Raw genomic sequence first — 15,768 nt, forward strand, 5'->3', positions numbered from 1 at the left:
CCACCTAAAAACAGTTTCATTTGTAATTTAATTACGTTTTTGCGCAGGTGATGCTTGAGCCCGTTTTTTGGACGTGTTACCCATTGCGCAAAGATGGGACGGTTGAGTAATAATATTTCACGGAGTTTTGGCTTTGGCGGTCTTCCACGGCGGTAATTTAGCAGATGCAGCAGAGAAATTCGGCACCCCAGTCGACGGATGGGTCGATTTATCGACGGGCATCAACCCGAATCCATACCCGATCCCACCCTTGAAAACAGACTTGTGGGGCCGTTTGCCCGATCAGGATTTGCTGGAAGAGTTAAAAATTGCAGCTGCTTCTTATTATAATGTGGCTGATCCTTCGCTGGTGATCCCGGTGTCTGGCACCCAGACCTTGCTGCAAATTCTGCCGCATGTGTTTGAACGGCCAAAGAAGGTGCGCATTCTGGAACCCACATATAAAGAGCATGCCTATTGCTGGGACCTGGCTGGCCACGAGGTTGAAGGTGTTCCTGATCTTCAAACCGCAGAAAAAGACGGTGACATTATTATTGTGGTCAGCCCGAACAATCCGACAGGGGAGATTTATAGTCCGGATGAGCTGATCCAGCTTGCTAAAAGACAACATGCCAAAGGTGGCCTGTTGATCGTGGATGCAGCCTTTGTGGATTGCACGCCAGAGATTGATGTTTCGGCATCAAGCGGGATGGACGGACTGTTGGTCTTGCGATCATTTGGAAAGTTTTTTGGGCTGGCGGGGCTGCGTCTGGGCTTTGTGCTGGTCGGTGGTGTACTTGGGCAGCGTCTGAAAGACGGTATTGGTCCCTGGGCTGTCAATGGTCCGGCTTTGGAGATCGGGCAACGTGCGTTTCGCGATACCGCCTGGATTGACCAGACGCGCCTTGATCTGGCTGCACAGACTGCGAGGTTGGATAAGGTATTGCAGGTTGCTGGATTAAAGGTTTGTGGAGGAACAAATCTTTTTAGATACTGTTCAATCTCTAATGCGCAAGAATTATATGCGTATTTGGCAATTAATGGTATTTTGGTGCGCCCTTTTGTGGATCAGCCGGAATTCCTGCGTTTTGGTCTGCCAGGGGAAGAAAAGGCGTGGGAACGTCTTGAAACAGTGCTAAAGTCTTTTAAGGTGTGATCCGCGTCACATTCGGGGAACTGGAAATAAAGTACTATCTCCCGAGATAGTTTCTTGAGGAAAATTAAAAAATGGCTCTATTTGAAGTAGCAATTTATAACGAGCTTGTGAAACAAGCCATGCAAGCGGGTGAACGTGCGCAGTATAGCGATGATTGGGCAGAAACCCACTATATAGAAGTCAATGCCCGCGATGAAATGGACGCACGTCGTCGTATCCTGCAAAAATACCCAAAGCACAAAGGCTTTATCATTAAAGGTATTACGCCGGGCTGATTGCCTGATTTTTAGGCAGTGATAATCAATTCTTAATAAACTGGTATTACCATTGATCCTTAGTCCATATCGATGAAGGAGAAAAGGTATGTTTGCTGTCGCAACCGGAAATCAAAAAACATTTGAAGTCGGCATCTATAATAAAGAGGTGCGCAACTGCGTGAAAGAAAACAACAGTCATCTTGATTTTGGGGATGAATGGGCAGACGTCCATTACCAGAATATCGTAGCCGTTACGGAAGCCGAAGCCCTGACCATGGTGACGGATCGCTATCCGGCGGACAAAGGCTTCGTTGTTACTTCCCTGAAGGTTTCAAACCGCAGATATTAAGCACGTTCCATTTTTGCAATTTCCTGATCACGCAAGTCCTTGCGACGGATTTTACCCGTTGCGGTCAAAGGCAGGTGATCAACAAATTCGATATGGCGGGGATATTCGTGGGGCGACAATTTGTCTTTCACAAAATTCCTAAGTTCCGTTTCCAGAGCTTCAGTGCCATCATGACCGTCACGAAGGGTGATAAAGGCTTTGATGGCTTCTGTACGTATGGGGTCGGGCACACCGATGACGGCACATAAAGCGACGGCTTCGTGTTTGGTCAGACAGTCTTCAATCTCTGACGGGCCGATGCGATATCCGGCTGAAGTAATTAGGTCGTCATCACGCCCCACAAAGAAGATATATCCATCTTCATCCATATAGCCCTGATCACCCATAATCAGCCAGCCGTTGCGGTATTTCTTTTCGGTTGCTGTCGGATTATCCCAGTATTCCAGCAACTGTACCGGGTCACCTTTATAAACGGCGATGTCGCCAACTTCACCGCGCGGCACTTCGTTCGCATTTTCATCGATGATACGCACGTCATGGCCGGGCACGGGGCGACCCATGGAACCGGGCTTTACGGGCATAAGGGCTGCGCAGTTGGAGACAACGATATTACATTCCGTCTGGCCGTAATATTCATTCAGCGTCAGGCCAAAGGCTTTTTGCCCCCAGTCCAACAGTTCCTGGCCCATCGGCTCACCTGCAACAGTGACGGTGCGCAGTTTTAGGTCAAATCGCCCGGCGATATCATCGACCTGACGCATGATTTTAAGGGCGGTGGGCGGCATAAAGATGTTTCTGACGCCATGGCGTTCCATCAGCTTTAAGGCAGCTTCCGGATCAAATTTGCGGGCGCGATAAGCCAGCACCGGAATGCCCAGATACCAGGCTCCCATCAGGATATTCATCAACCCGCCAATCCAGGCCCATTCCGCAGGGGTCCAGAACAAGTCGTTTTCCTGTGGAGCAAATTCATGGGCCATCTGCACACAGGGGATATGCCCGATGATGGTGCGATGGGCATGAAGGGCCCCCTTTGGGTTCCCTGTGGTCCCAGATGTATAGATGATTAACGCTGGGTCTTCAGCGTTCGTCTCAACGGGTGTGAACTCATCTGTGCAACCTTTCAGGTCGTCATAAAGATCAAGGGCACCGTCGGCCGATCCATCCACCAGATAGACAAATTCAAGGGCAGGGAGTTTGTCGCGCAGTGGTTTGATCTTTTCGTAATTTTCAAGATCGGTGACAAGCACACGCGCGCCGCTGTTTTGCAGGCGAAATTCCAGGGCTTCTTCGCGAAACAGGGTGAAAAGGGGAATGGAGATAAAACCCGCTTTCCAGCTGGCCACATGGGTGGCGGCGGTTTCTAGCGACTGCGTCAGCAGCACGGCAACCCGGTCCCCATGATCGACACCTTTATCGGTAAAAAGGTTCGCCAACTTATTGGTAAAGCGTCTGATCTCATTAAAGCTGTAACGATCTATCCGGCCATCGGCCTGTTCAACGATCAGGGCTTCTTTATCCGGGGTGGCATCGGCATGTACATCACAGACCGAGACTCCCATGTTGAATCGTTCCGGCACCGTCCATTCAAATTTATCGTAGACATCCTGATAAGTGTCATATTGCGTCAGCATGTGTTTAAACCTCCCAAAGTTTCAAAATATTGTAGGGAGACAGAACAAAATGACAATCGCAATTAATGCGTAGGGATCGTAAAATAGTACGTAGAGCGTTCTGGTTTATTCAGGGTTTGCGAATATTTCATAGACATTAACCCCATCCAATACCACGCCGTCATAGCCTTCTTTAATGATGCCATATAGGTAAGACATGGTGTTGCCATACATAAGTTGATGCCAGCTTGGATGCCAGTATTGCACCAGGTGATGGTCCGAACTGAAAGGTGCAAGTTCCAGCACAAAGGAAGGGTTTCCCTGACGCCAGCTGTCTTTCCAGTAAAAGGCTCCGACGTCTGCTGTACCGATGTTCATAATCGCCAGAACCGGGCGGCGTGAACCCAGTTTTTTAAACTGCATCTTGCGCACATTATCACGCCCCAAAGTTTGGGAGCGATGGTGAAATACAGGGGTTGCGACCAGATCATAGTTTGTGTTGTGGATCTTCATGGCATATTCAGCCGCCGAACCCATGCGCGAAGATTCTTCGATCAGCAGATAGTTTTTGACCAGTCCTACGTTGGAAATCGTGTGGGAATTTTCATTGACCGGACGGCGTGGCCAGTTGGGCAGTTTGTTATTCTGGAAACCGCGCCCCGGTGCCACATAGGGCACAAACTTGTTTTTCTGGGCAAAGCGGATGGCTTTATCCACGTCCTTGGGTTTGCTGGCATAATCAATGGTGAAAACTTTCAGGCCCACATCATTGGCGACTTTTAACTGATCCATCGCATCTTTCTGGTCTTTTTCAGATGTGGCTTCGCCGAATTCTTCTTTACCAAAAGACAGGTCCGGTTCAATCAAACCATCAATGGCCTGCAGGTAGGTGGAACTGGGGGCAGAAAGCAGAAGGTCAACATCGACAACCTGCGTCATCAAGCCTTTGGCATCGCGCACAAGAACAACAAAGTCGCGTTTAAACTTGCGGCCATATTTCGCGATATTCTGGATCAGGCGTCGCATTTCCTGGGCATGATCAACTGTTGGACCCTGAAACAGCGTGTTGCCGTCATCATCCTCGCCAAATTCCAGCACCTTGCCTTGGGAGCGCAATTGCGCATCCGCACTGGGGGCTGCCAGTGTTAAACCGAGAATAAGGGCGCTACAAAATCCAACGAGTTTTCTTTTCATCATCACGAGACACTATTTCAGTTTCAATTCATCCATGACTTCTTGTGCTATGGCGAGGCTAGAGGTCAATCCGGGTGATTCTATGCCAAACAAGTTTATAAATCCTAAAATACCATGGACCGATGGCCCCTGAATAAGAAAATCACGCGCTTCTTCACCGGGGGCCTGAATTTTCGGACGCACGCCGGAATAATCTGCATGCAGGTCACCATCTTTCAAATCCGGCCAATAGGTGCGGATGGCATCATAGAAGATATCACCGCGTTTGGGATCAACCTCGTAATCAATGTCATTACCGTCATCCAGCCATTCTACATCCGGACCAAAGCGGGCCTGTCCGCCCATATCCAGGGTCAGATGCACACCAAGGCCTGCTTTTTCCGGCACGGGATAGATCAGGTGAGAAAAGGGTGCTTTGCATCCCAGGCTGAAGTAATTGCCTTTACAGAAATAATCATCAGGGATGTGTTTTGCATCCAGTCCATCAATCAAACGCGCAAGCTTGATCGCGCTTAATCCGGCGGCATTGATCACAATGTCGGCTGTAATAGACATGGGCATTTCCCCGCCGATTTCCAGTGCGATGCCATCGTCGGTGACGCTACCGGACAGGGCGGGGCTGTTCAGGGCCAACATGGCGCCATGTTCTTCTGCGTCCCCCTGCAGGGCGAGCATAAAGGCGTGGGTGTCGATAATCCCGGTAGAAGGCGATAAGAGTGCGGCTTCGCAATTCAGGTTGGGTTCGCGCTGCAGTGCTTCTTCTTTTGAAAGCCAGACAAGATCATTCACGCCATTGTCCGCAGCCTTTTGTTTTAAGGCTTTCAACGCATCCAATTGGTCTGTGGACGTTGCGACAATCAATTTGCCCATCTTGTTATAAGGCACCCCGTGGCTGTCGCAAAAGTCATAAAGCATTTCCTTGCCAGAAACACAGAGTTTGGCTTTCAGGCTGTCTTTTGGATAATAGATGCCCGCATGGATGACTTCACTATTGCGTGAACTGGTCCCCATTCCAATGGCCTTATCTGCCTCAACAATAATGACTTCTTTGCCTGACATGGAAAGAGACCGGGCAACGGCCAGTCCGACAACCCCGGCACCAATAACGATTGCATCAACGCGTTCACTCATATTCAGTATTTTTCCAGTTTATGTTCATTTTGTTTCAGACTATAGGAGAAGACGGTGGCAAAGCTAAAGATATTTTTGTTGTTTCGTTTTAGCTGGTCGGTTTGACGATATAACGCTGATAGATATACCCAACCCCAATCAAGATTCCCCCCAGTCCCAGAAAAGAAATTGCACGTAACAATCCTTCGAGATGTGCCATGTCATAAATGAAGACTTTAAAGACGGTGAGGACCAGTACCGCCATTGCCCCTTTTTGCATATCGGCTTGTTGATAACGGATGGCAAGGGCCATTAAGCCTCCTGCGCACAATAACCAGACCAGCGAATAGATATAAAGTTCTGTTTCACTTATTGTGACGGATTGAAGGTTCGGCCCGGCAAACCAATGATGAATTTCCATTGAAACATAGATGAACAGCAATGCAAATGACGCCACGCCAGCAAAGCGGGCATATTTTTGCTGATCCTTTTCCTTGAAAATGCGAGCGAAGATGAAAGCGAAAACCGCAGGGATAACATAGGCGACAAAAAGCCAGTTGAAAAACGGCCAGTTGCCAATCGGGCTAGGGACCATGAACCAAGGATTATGCAGCAGGACCTGAGAGAGAATAACCTGGCAGGCTGAGATCAGCAGCAAGAGGCGCCATGCGAAATTTCGAATGCGTGATGGATAGCGTTTATTCAGCCAGAAAATGCCAAGACTGTTCATCAGCCAGATGACGGACTGCATGCTTTGTTCTGCAAAGCTGTAACCAGGTTGGTTCAGGGCGATATCGGCAAAATCATGGACCATCAAGGACAAGGTGGTGATCCAGCATGAAAGGGCCCCGGCCTCCAGTAGGGATATCAGGTGGCTTGGGCGTTCTTTCCCATAAATGTAAGATGCCAGTGCCAGGGACAAAGCAGGCAGGCCGTATCCATAAAGGTACCAGTCCACTGCCTTGTAATTGTCAGACATGAAGGCCCAAAGATGACCTTCCAACAGTAATTGCCCAAGGACGAATATGATCATGGGATAGGCAAACCACTTAAGTGCATCAAGCGGGATTTTGCTGTTTACCCAGGCCATCGCTGGCAACAGTAAGGAAAGGGATATGGCGAGCCAATGGCTTTCAAGCCCGGCACCAAAGGCAAGCGCTACTGCGGCAAAACCGCCGACGATGTAAGCGGCCAGCGCGTGTTTCTGGATATCGGTTTTTGCTTGGCGGGAGACGTGATGCGCAAGCAGGGTGAAAACAAGTCCGATACCCAGTGCGATAAAGCTCCAGGTCGGAATGGTTTGTAATCCGTTGATCTTCCAGTAAGACAAGATAAAGATCAATAAGGGGGACAGCACACTTAAAAGCGCCCAGCGCCCAGCATTGGTATGGGTGCAGGTGAAAAAAGCCCCGACAACAAGATGGATCAAGGATGCCGCCAGACCAAGGGTGAGGAAAAGTTCGTAGCCATCAGGAATGATGATTTCTGGGTTAAATCCAAATGGAATATCTGTGCCCAGAAAACGCGGTGTTTTGACAAGAATTTCGTTTGAAAAATCCCAGGATAACAGTGTGGTCAGGATAACAATCAGGCTAATAAAGATAAAATCGATTAAATTGCCATTTAATCGGGCTATTACCAGTAGGCCAATGGCAAGGCAACACACAAAGAATAGACTGATGGCGGAGTGCGCAGCGTCAATGGTAAAGATGACCATTAAAAAACTGATGGCGATGGTTGCAATTAAACTGACCTGATAGGGTGGGTGGAGTAATTTCTGGCGGATTTGATCAGTGAGTGATCCGTCATTTTTTGTTTCCGTGCAATCCCATGCGTAAAGGATAAAGAGACAAAGTGTCGCGAGCAGATAGAGACCAATAGCCAGGCTATTGCCATCTGATAACGCAAAACCCGTCATCCCAATGGCTGCCCAGCTTAGTGACCCAATTAAATTAGCCCAGGCCATATTTTTCCATTTCATATAACGAAAGAGGGCAAGACTGGCTGTACAGAAAAGGAAGAGGTAACTGAAAAGGATGATGATGGAAGGGTCAGAGCTACTGATCAGCATCGGTACGCTGTAGGCACCGATCACCCCCAATAGCCCCAACAACGGACCGTGCAGAACGGCGATTATAACAGTTGCGATGGACACAACTGCCAAAAGGCCAAAGGCAATTGCAGGGGGAAACAGGTTATAAAGTGCGTACCCCGCATAGACAGCACCAAACAATGTGATAATGGCGGCACTTGTGAGCGCGAGGGGAATATGCGGCCAGGCACTGGTATATTTTGAATCGGTTGGTTGGCGGCGAAACCATTCACCTGCACCCAGCATAATAAGGCCAAATACAAGACCGGATGTGATGCGCCCCCAAGGGCCAAGGAGGCCATTTTCAATGGAATAATTGACCAGAAAAACTCCACCGAATATTAGTGCGAGCCCGCCGACCCATACCAGCCACTTTGAACCAAGCTGGCTTTCAATGGTTTCTTTTGGTGGGAGAGTGTTTTGCTTTTGCTTTGGCTGGGGCTTAATTTGCGGAATGGTGGGTGTCGGTTTTTTTGTTGTGGGTGTTTCAGTCTTTTCTTTTATGACAGGAGGTGTCTGTGCTGCCATTTCCTTTGTTTTTTGATGTAAGGGCTGTTCAGTTGAAAGAAGCGCAGCTTCAAGTTTTTCAATGCGTTTGCCGAGATTGTATATCTTGATCACCGCACCCAGGAGAATGACCGGAATTGCTAAAATGATGCAGGCAATGAGAAATACAGACGCATCCATGGCTGATCCTTGAATATATGGTTGGGTAACGCATAAGTGATTTAGCGTTTACCATTGTAATCATTATCATTAAGGCACTGTTTTAAAATGATGGTGTCTCGAATGATCCGGTTAGCTCTGATAATATTGATAGCTTTTGCCCACAGCGCAATGGCAGATCCCAATTTTTGGAAATATGAATGGCCAAACACCGATTTTTCCAAGTCATCTGTTGAATTTAAAGACGTTTTATCCGGCGGCCCGCCCAAGGATGGCATCCCGGCGATTGATGAGCCGCATTTTCTACAAGTAGATGAAATCAAGGATTTACAGGCAAAAGAAGGGGTGGTCTCTGTCGAAGTTGATGGCGTGGCCCGTGCGTACCCTTTGCGTATCCTGATGTGGCATGAAATTGTGAATGATGAAATCGCAGGCGTTCCGGTCGCGGTGACCTATTGCCCCCTATGTAACGCTGCCCTTGTTTTTGATCGTCGTCTCCCGGATGGGCGGGTGTTGGATTTTGGGACAACAGGAAAACTCAGGAATTCTGATTTGATCATGTATGATCGTCAGACTGAGACCTGGTGGCAGCAATTTATGGGGGAAGCTATCGTTGGGGAATTACAGGGTACGCTTTTGCCCATTATTCCGTCGCGTCTGGAAAGCTGGTCCTTGTTTAAGGAACGTCATCCAAATGGCGAAGTGTTGATCCCAAATCAGGAAAGTGCACGCGATTATGGCCGCAATCCTTATGTGGGTTACGCGAAATCTGCACGTCCGTTTCTTTATGGTGGGGATATGCCCAAAGGGATTGCGCCGATGGCCCCTGTTTTGGTGATCGGGGACAAGGCCTGGTCGGTTGAATTGATCAAATCCAAAGTGGTGATTGAAACCGATGGGATGGTGATTGAATGGCAGGCAGGTCTGGCTTCAGCCCTTGATGGTGAAACCGTGTTTCAGGGCGATGATGTCGGCAATATCATTGTGCAGAAAAAAGGCAAAGACATCGCCCACCATGTGACTTTTGCCTTTGCCTATCATGCTTTCCATCCGGATAAACAGATTATTGTTGATTGAGTTTCTGTTCTTCAAGGACGCGATGCGCGCGCTCGGTTGCAGTTTCTTTTTTCTTGGCGTGCAGTTGAGCTAGATAGTCAACAACGCTCATAGCGACGGCATTATATTGTGCGGGCTTTTCTTCTTTTTCGGCCATGGCATAAATGCCGTCGCAGTTCTTCTTCGCAACGTCATTTTCTTTTTCCCATTTCTTTTCTACCAGCTTGATAAAGCGGGTAAGGTAGCCGGGCTTGATTTCGTCGATATTCTGTTTTTCACTGAAGCTATGGACCAAATTTAGGACGACTTCGGCCTTGTCCTGACGGTCCAGTTTCTTGTAGACGCTGATGCAGCCAATGGCGCTATAGAGGAAGCCTTCTTCTTTATTTACTTCTTCGCTCATATAAATAATGACGGAAGAAACCGAAGCAAAAAGGGCGATAAAGACAATGGTGAAGAGAAAGGCTTTTTTCATGATGGAACGTCCCGGTTGAAACTTTGCCCGACCCTACTGTGTTGCTTGCAAAAAGGCAAGCAATCGCACTACATTGTCGCCAGGTATTTTTAATCACTCAAAAAGAGCTTTCCCCCATGTGTTCTGAAATTGTGAAGTCTGTCTGCCCACACGACTGCCCAAGCGTTTGCCCGGTTGAGGTTGAACGTCTAAGTGATACCCGCATTGGCAAGGTCAATGGCAGCAAGGATAATCCATTTACCAATGGTCTGGTCTGCGGCAAGGTCGCGCGCTATGCCGAACGTATTCACCACGAAGATCGTCTGATGCACCCTTTAAAACGGATTGGTCCCAAAGGCTCCGGGCAGTTTGAACGGATCAGTTGGGATGAAGCTTTGGAAGAAGTATCCTCTCGCCTTTTGCAGACAGAACAGGTCTTTGGGGCAGATTCCATCTGGCCATTTTATTATGCCGGAACAATGGGGCATGTGATGCGCGACGGAATCAATCGTCTGACGCATGCCAAGAAATATTCCAAGATGCAGGGGACATACTGTGTTGGTCTGTCTGGCCCGGGATGGACGGCTGGGACGGGCAGCAAGCGCGGCACTAATGTTTTGGAAATGGAAAAGTCCGATCTGATCGTCATCTGGGGCTTGAATGCGGTTTCCAGTCAAATCCATCTGATGACCCATGCCTTAAAAGGGGTGAAGAACGGCGCCAAGCTGGTTGTTGTTGACCCATATAAAAACAAGACAGCCGATAAATCGCATCTTCATTTGGCCGTTCGTCCGGGAACGGATGGGGCGCTGGCTTGCGCGGTGATGCATGTGTTGTTTAAAGAAGGCTATGCGGATCGCGATTATCTGGAAAAATACACGGATGTTCCGGGTGAATTTGAAGAACATCTGAAAGATAAAACACCGGAATGGGCGGCAGAAATCACAGGCGTACCCGCCCATTCCATTGAATCTTTTGCCCGTCTATATGGCAGTACCAAGAAAAGCTTTATCCGTGTCGGCCATGGTATGACCCGTTCGCGCAACGGCGCACATAACATGCATGCGGTCAGTTGCCTACCAGCGGTTACGGGGGCGTGGATGGTTGAAGGCGGTGGGGCGCTTTATGGGCAGGGAGACCTTGCCAAGCTAAATACTACCCTGATTGAAGGGCTGGATGTGATTGATCCATCTGTTCGAACCCTTGATCAATCACGCATTGGGGAGATCTTGTGTGGCAGCAAAGAAGCCTTGCTGGGCGGTCCACAGGTGAAGGCATTGTTTATCCAAAATACAAACCCTTTAATCGTTGCCCCGAATTCAGAAGCCGTGCGCAAAGGCTTTGCGCGTGAAGATTTGTTTACTTGTGTGCATGAACAATTCATGACGGAAACGGCGAAATATGCCGATATTGTCCTGCCTGCCACGATGTTTTTGGAACATGATGATCTTTATACAGCCAGTGCCCACGGTACGCTTCAGGTCGGTAAAAAAGTGATTGAGGCCCCGGGCGAATGTAAGTCCAATCACGAGGTTCTCTGTGAACTTGCAAAACGTTTGAATGCCAGGCACGAAGGTTTTGAAAAAACTTCGCTGGAGATTGTTGAAGAAACACTGGCGGCATCTGGCTATCCGAACGCGGATAGTTTGATTGAAAAGACCGGACATGACCTTTATCCAAGCTTTGAAGAGTCGCATTTCATCAACGGGTTTGAAACACCGGACCGTAAATTCCATTTCAAACCGGACTGGAAGAATATGGGGCCAAAGGGCAAGGACATGCCAGCCTTTCCCGATCATTGGGACATCATTGATGAAAAGACGGACGAAAAACCATTCCGCCTGATCACGCCTCCGGCACAAAATTTCCTGAATTCGTCTTTTACAGAAACCAAGACATCGCGCATCAAGGAACGTTGCCCAGAAGTGCTGATTCATAGCCGCATTATGCGCAAAATTGGCGTTGTCGATGGTGATCTCGTGCGCATTGGCAATGAACAGGGCAGTGTGCTGTTAAATGCGGTTGGGGCCAAAGGTCAGCATGAAGATACATTGGTTGTCGAAGGCATCTGGCCTGCAAGTTCCTTTATCGAAGGACGCGGGATTAATGGTCTTGTGTCCAGTGATCCGGGTTACCCCAATAATGGGGCGGTTTATCACGATACCTCTGTCTGGTTGAAGGTGCATCAGTAATGAATGCGCATGTCATTGTTTTCGGGAATGAAAAGGGTGGGACGGGTAAATCCACCACCGCCATGCATGTCATTGCGGGCCTGTTGGAACAAGGGTTGAATGTCGGCAGTTTAGACCTGGACCAACGCCAGGGCACGCTGTCGCGCTATATCGAAAACAGGACGAAATCAGACCGTCTGTTGCGCAGCCCGGATCATGTGCGCATCACTGAAGACAATGGCCATTTTCAGGATGCCTTTGCCCGCTTGAAAGAGGCTGAAGATGTCATCATCATTGATACGCCCGGTCATCATACGCCCTTGGGTGTGTTGGCCCATTCACTGGCCGATACGCTGATCACCCCGCTGAATGACAGCTTTATTGATCTGGATGTGCTCGCCCGCGTCGATCCTGCTAAAATGACCATCAAAAGCCCAAGTCATTATGCCGAGACCATCTGGCAGCAACGCCAGAAGAAAGCGCTGGACCAAAATGGCGCGCGGATTGATTGGATCGTGATGCGAAATCGCCTCAGTCATCTGGATGCGCGTAACAAGCGGGATATGGAAAAGCTTTTGACGGAAATGTCCAAACGTCTGGGCTGTCGCTTTGTCCCGGGTTTTGGGGAACGGGTGATCTATCGGGAACTTTTCCTAAAAGGCCTGACCATGATGGACTTGAAGGGCGAAGAATTATCCATGTCCCACTTGGCAGCTAGACAAGAGGTGCGTACCTTAGTGGAAGCGATTAATTTACCCTGCCTGAAATAACATGCTGTTTTATCTCGTTCTGATCCTCGCTTTTTTGATTGTGGCTTATACCTTGCTGCAATGGTTTGCCCAGGCTGACCCAAAAGCGGTCATCCATGCCATGAAATGGGGCGGTGGTGTTCTGTTGATCCTGTTTGTGGTTTGGTTGGCGCTAAGTGGTAAGCTCGCTTTGGCATTTGCCGGATTGCCAGCCTTATTTATCTGGTTTCAGCGATTTCGCATGATTATGCAGCTTGGGCGGGCACTTAAGGGTATATTCGGTGCCGGGAAAATCCAGACACCTGATCCTAAAAAGGGTCCGATGACACGCAAGCAGGCGCTGGAGGTCCTTGAACTGGATGAAGATTCTTCACCGGAAGAAATCAAAGCCGCCTATCACCGCAAGATCAAGGAAGCGCATCCTGATCTGGGTGGATCAGATGAACATGCCGCCCAGATCAATCAGGCAAAGGATGTGCTGTTGAATGATTAAATCCTCTGTTAAAGCTTTGATGGGGGCAGGGGTTCTATGTGGTCTCTTGTTCTCTACGCCGACGTCGGTTCAGGCCTCTGATTTTTGTGATATCGATACGGTGCTGTCGTCTTATAAGGCAGCACTTAAACGCAAGAATTTGGGGGATGAGGATAGCGCTTTTAAAAGCTTTCTGCGTCTTGCTGATATCGGTGTTGCACCTGCCCAACGTCATGCGGCCCTTTATTATCTGGAAGAATCCCGCGAAGACATGGCGCTGGAAAAAGCCATCATGTGGGCGCGCCTTGCCGCCTGGGGCGGGGATAAGGATGCACAGAAAATTTTAAAAAGTGCAGTTGAGTCTGCCCGACATGCAGTATCGGAAGCAGGTCTTGCCTGGGCCAATGATTGGCGTCCGAAAAAGCCGGATTGTTTTTCCGCAGACGCACCGGATGACGGGGATGATGATTTCAAAGTTATCGGGCGCTTCCCGGTGATCCGTTCCGAAGGATTGGATGAAGATGTCTTCGTTCAGTTTGGCCTGCGTCTGGAAGAAGCTTTATTGATCACCGATCAGGTCGCGCCGATCTTAAGCCCGTTGGCAGACCTCATCCCGGCTTTTGAGATTATCGAAGGCAAAGGCGCAGATCGCTACGTAGGATGGGATATAGAAAATGGTTGGCTTCAGGTTTCATCCGGGTATTTGCGTGACAAGACATCCCGGCAATTAAGCTTTGCCCTTATTCTTGCGACCCAACGCCGTTTGTTTGATGAAATCAAGGATGCGACTTTTGCTGACCAGATCGCGTCCAACTATGGGGCGATTAAGCTATATGGGTCGCTTTATGGGGATGTGAAGACGGATCGGTTTTTATCTCTGTTAAAAGAGGCGATAAAGAACGTGCGTAATCTTCCGGTGGTGATGCGCGATAAGGTCAATCTGATTGATGAAATCCACTATATGCCGCCATCACGCTATCACCTGAGCCGTCTGGGGCAGGAAAAATCACTTGCGCGCTATGATTATCTGCGCAGTCAGCCGGAAAAACGCATTGGGGTTATTACCCGGAAACTTGTGTTTGAAGAAAGCGAGGATGTGATTCTCCATCTGGTGCGTATCGGGACACAAATTCAGCAGCATATGATGATCGAAGGCTTCAAGGGCAAAGTCGATGGTAAAAAACGTGAAGACGCCATCCTGCGTGCCCTGCAGGGCGATATGAAAGCCGCCCAGGATATGTTCACCAATCAGGTAGGGAAACAAAAAGAACTGATTGAACAATGGGATAAATCCGGCCCTGAAGGTGTGGCAAAGTTGAATTGCGAGGCAACCTTCTGGCAGGTGAAGGCAGCAGCCGCATTAAAGATGTCGCAAAGCAAGGTTGCGCGCACGATAAAATTCAAAGGTTGCAAGAAAGCAAGAACGGCTTGGAAAGACTATCTCAACAAAAAAGACAATTAAATTTAGTTCACGTTTCACAAACCCGTCACTTGTGCTAAACAATTCGCTGTGGCACAAAGCCGTGTTTGAAAGATCATGATGATGTCTAGGGGAAAAGTATGACCAAGCCTGTCAGGAAAGCGGTGTTCCCAGTTGGGGGATTAGGTACCCGTTTCCTTCCTGCAACAAAAGCAATGCCAAAAGAAATGTTGCCTGTTGTAGATAAACCGCTGATCCAATATGCGGTTGAAGAAGCGATCGACGCTGGTATTGAACAATTTATCTTTGTTACCGGTCGCGGAAAGACAGCGCTGGAAGATCACTTTGATCATTCCCACGAATTGGAAGACACCCTGTTGGAAAAGGGTAAGGACGAAATTCATAAAACGGTTCTGGATATTCTACCAAAACCCGGATCGGTCTTTTATACCCGTCAGATGAAGCCAAGTGGTCTCGGTCATGCCGTCTGGTGTGCAAAAGAACTGATCGGTGATGAACCATTCGCCGTTTTGCTTGCCGATGATCTGGTGCTGGCAAAAGACAAATGCTGTCTCAAACAGATGATCGACGTCTATAACGAGACAGGCGGTAACGTGGTGGCAATTGAAGAAGTGCCACGCGAAGAAACAAACAAATATGGTGTGCTGAAAGTCACCGAAGATGATGGACGCATTGCCAAGGCTGATGGTCTGGTTGAAAAGCCAAAGCCAGAAGATGCGCCAAGTAATCTGTCCATCATCGGGCGTTACGTTCTTCAGCCGGAAGTGTTCAAGGAACTGGATAAGCAGGAACGCGGTGCAGGAAACGAAGTTCAATTGACCGATGCCATGGCAAAGACCATGGATCGTGTGGACTTTAGAGGTCTGCGTTTCGATGGTCGTCGCTATGACTGCGGATCAAAAATCGGGTTTATCGAGGCAAATATCGCATTTGCGCTGGACCGTGATGATCTGCGTGATCGCGTTCAGGACCTGCTTGAAAACTTCACAAAATAATTTTTACTACAACG

Annotated in this window: 14 protein-coding genes; 9 read left to right on the top strand and 5 right to left on the bottom strand. The window is 48.7% G+C overall.

All coding sequences use genetic code 11. From position 1 onward, the window contains the following. Window positions 1-133: 133 nt before the first annotated feature. The 3 genes from cobD (at window position 134) to RYZ26_RS03010 (ending at window position 1,741) form a co-directional block, all read left to right on the top strand. Window positions 134-1,135, top strand: coding sequence for a threonine-phosphate decarboxylase CobD (gene cobD / locus RYZ26_RS03000; protein ID WP_317681663.1), 1,002 nt, complete (start codon window positions 134-136; stop codon window positions 1,133-1,135). Window positions 1,136-1,206: 71 nt separating this feature from the next. Further along, window positions 1,207-1,410 (top strand): hypothetical protein, encoded by a 204-nt coding sequence (locus tag RYZ26_RS03005; protein WP_317681664.1) that lies wholly within the window; start codon window positions 1,207-1,209, stop codon window positions 1,408-1,410. An 88-nt stretch (window positions 1,411-1,498) separates the two neighbouring features. Continuing rightward, window positions 1,499-1,741, top strand: a complete 243-nt coding sequence (locus tag RYZ26_RS03010) for a hypothetical protein (protein ID WP_317681665.1) — start codon at window positions 1,499-1,501, stop codon at window positions 1,739-1,741. Here the strand turns inward: RYZ26_RS03010 and RYZ26_RS03015 are convergent. The 4 genes from RYZ26_RS03015 to RYZ26_RS03030 form a co-directional block, all read right to left on the bottom strand. Continuing rightward, the gene (locus RYZ26_RS03015; protein WP_317681666.1) at window positions 1,738-3,375 is read right to left on the bottom strand and encodes an acyl-CoA synthetase; all 1,638 of its coding nucleotides are present in this window, start codon (window positions 3,373-3,375) and stop codon (window positions 1,738-1,740) included. The two genes, RYZ26_RS03010 and RYZ26_RS03015, sit on opposite strands and share 4 nt — an antisense overlap. 105 nt (window positions 3,376-3,480) lie before the next feature. Further along, window positions 3,481-4,551: a hypothetical protein gene (locus tag RYZ26_RS03020; RefSeq protein WP_317681667.1), complete on the bottom strand. Its 1,071-nt coding sequence runs from the start codon at window positions 4,549-4,551 to the stop codon at window positions 3,481-3,483. A 9-nt stretch (window positions 4,552-4,560) separates the two neighbouring features. Next, window positions 4,561-5,679 carry an NAD(P)/FAD-dependent oxidoreductase gene (locus RYZ26_RS03025; RefSeq protein WP_317681668.1) on the bottom strand — a complete coding sequence of 373 codons (1,119 nt, stop codon included), beginning with the start codon at window positions 5,677-5,679 and terminating at the stop codon, window positions 4,561-4,563. Window positions 5,680-5,767: 88 nt separating this feature from the next. Continuing rightward, on the bottom strand, window positions 5,768-8,437 hold the full coding sequence (locus RYZ26_RS03030; protein ID WP_317681669.1) for a DUF2339 domain-containing protein: 2,670 nt from the start codon (window positions 8,435-8,437) through the stop codon (window positions 5,768-5,770). A 150-nt stretch (window positions 8,438-8,587) separates the two neighbouring features. Between RYZ26_RS03030 and RYZ26_RS03035 the strand changes: the two genes are divergently transcribed. After that, entirely contained in the window at window positions 8,588-9,493 is a 906-nt protein-coding gene (locus tag RYZ26_RS03035; protein WP_317681670.1) for a DUF3179 domain-containing protein, read from the top strand. Here the strand turns inward: RYZ26_RS03035 and RYZ26_RS03040 are convergent. Further along, complete coding sequence (locus RYZ26_RS03040) at window positions 9,480-9,947, bottom strand: hypothetical protein (protein ID WP_317681671.1); 468 nt, start codon at window positions 9,945-9,947, stop codon at window positions 9,480-9,482. The two genes, RYZ26_RS03035 and RYZ26_RS03040, sit on opposite strands and share 14 nt — an antisense overlap. A 116-nt stretch (window positions 9,948-10,063) precedes the next feature. Between RYZ26_RS03040 and RYZ26_RS03045 the strand changes: the two genes are divergently transcribed. The 5 genes from RYZ26_RS03045 to galU all read left to right on the top strand — a co-directional run bounded on the left by RYZ26_RS03045 (window position 10,064) and on the right by galU (window position 15,754). Further along, window positions 10,064-12,118, top strand: a complete 2,055-nt coding sequence (locus tag RYZ26_RS03045; RefSeq protein ID WP_317681672.1) for a molybdopterin-dependent oxidoreductase — start codon at window positions 10,064-10,066, stop codon at window positions 12,116-12,118. Beyond that, window positions 12,118-12,867 carry a division plane positioning ATPase MipZ gene (locus RYZ26_RS03050; RefSeq protein WP_317681673.1) on the top strand — a complete coding sequence of 250 codons (750 nt, stop codon included), beginning with the start codon at window positions 12,118-12,120 and terminating at the stop codon, window positions 12,865-12,867. Before RYZ26_RS03045 ends, RYZ26_RS03050 begins: the two co-directional genes overlap by 1 nt. Window position 12,868: 1 nt before the next feature. Then, entirely contained in the window at window positions 12,869-13,339 is a 471-nt protein-coding gene (locus tag RYZ26_RS03055; protein WP_317681674.1) for a J domain-containing protein, read from the top strand. Further along, a complete protein-coding gene (locus RYZ26_RS03060) occupies window positions 13,332-14,780 on the top strand; it encodes an SEL1-like repeat protein (protein WP_317681676.1) in 1,449 nt (482 codons plus the stop codon). The genes RYZ26_RS03055 and RYZ26_RS03060 overlap by 8 nt, the downstream gene beginning before the upstream one ends. Before the next feature lie 98 nt (window positions 14,781-14,878). Continuing rightward, window positions 14,879-15,754 (top strand): UTP--glucose-1-phosphate uridylyltransferase GalU, encoded by an 876-nt coding sequence (galU, locus tag RYZ26_RS03065; RefSeq protein ID WP_317681677.1) that lies wholly within the window; start codon window positions 14,879-14,881, stop codon window positions 15,752-15,754. Window positions 15,755-15,768 lie beyond the last annotated feature (14 nt).

It is taken from the genome of Terasakiella sediminum (assembly GCF_033100395.1).
Classification (GTDB): Bacteria; Pseudomonadota; Alphaproteobacteria; order Rhodospirillales; family Terasakiellaceae; genus Terasakiella.

Excerpts from the sequence above, each read along its gene's own strand:
- RYZ26_RS03055 (WP_317681674.1), top strand. The coding sequence starts at position 12,869 with ATGCTGTTTTATCTCGTTCTGATCCTCGCTTTTTTGATTGTGGCTTAT.
- RYZ26_RS03025 (WP_317681668.1), bottom strand. The coding sequence starts at position 5,679 with ATGAGTGAACGCGTTGATGCAATCGTTATTGGTGCCGGGGTTGTCGGA.
- RYZ26_RS03030 (WP_317681669.1), bottom strand. The coding sequence starts at position 8,437 with ATGGATGCGTCTGTATTTCTCATTGCCTGCATCATTTTAGCAATTCCG.
- galU (WP_317681677.1), top strand. The coding sequence starts at position 14,879 with ATGACCAAGCCTGTCAGGAAAGCGGTGTTCCCAGTTGGGGGATTAGGT.
- RYZ26_RS03020 (WP_317681667.1), bottom strand. The coding sequence starts at position 4,551 with ATGATGAAAAGAAAACTCGTTGGATTTTGTAGCGCCCTTATTCTCGGT.
- RYZ26_RS03040 (WP_317681671.1), bottom strand. The coding sequence starts at position 9,947 with ATGAAAAAAGCCTTTCTCTTCACCATTGTCTTTATCGCCCTTTTTGCT.
- RYZ26_RS03035 (WP_317681670.1), top strand. The coding sequence starts at position 8,588 with ATGGCAGATCCCAATTTTTGGAAATATGAATGGCCAAACACCGATTTT.
- RYZ26_RS03005 (WP_317681664.1), top strand. The coding sequence starts at position 1,207 with ATGGCTCTATTTGAAGTAGCAATTTATAACGAGCTTGTGAAACAAGCC.
- RYZ26_RS03010 (WP_317681665.1), top strand. The coding sequence starts at position 1,499 with ATGTTTGCTGTCGCAACCGGAAATCAAAAAACATTTGAAGTCGGCATC.
- RYZ26_RS03050 (WP_317681673.1), top strand. The coding sequence starts at position 12,118 with ATGAATGCGCATGTCATTGTTTTCGGGAATGAAAAGGGTGGGACGGGT.
- RYZ26_RS03015 (WP_317681666.1), bottom strand. The coding sequence starts at position 3,375 with ATGCTGACGCAATATGACACTTATCAGGATGTCTACGATAAATTTGAA.
- RYZ26_RS03045 (WP_317681672.1), top strand. The coding sequence starts at position 10,064 with ATGTGTTCTGAAATTGTGAAGTCTGTCTGCCCACACGACTGCCCAAGC.
- RYZ26_RS03060 (WP_317681676.1), top strand. The coding sequence starts at position 13,332 with ATGATTAAATCCTCTGTTAAAGCTTTGATGGGGGCAGGGGTTCTATGT.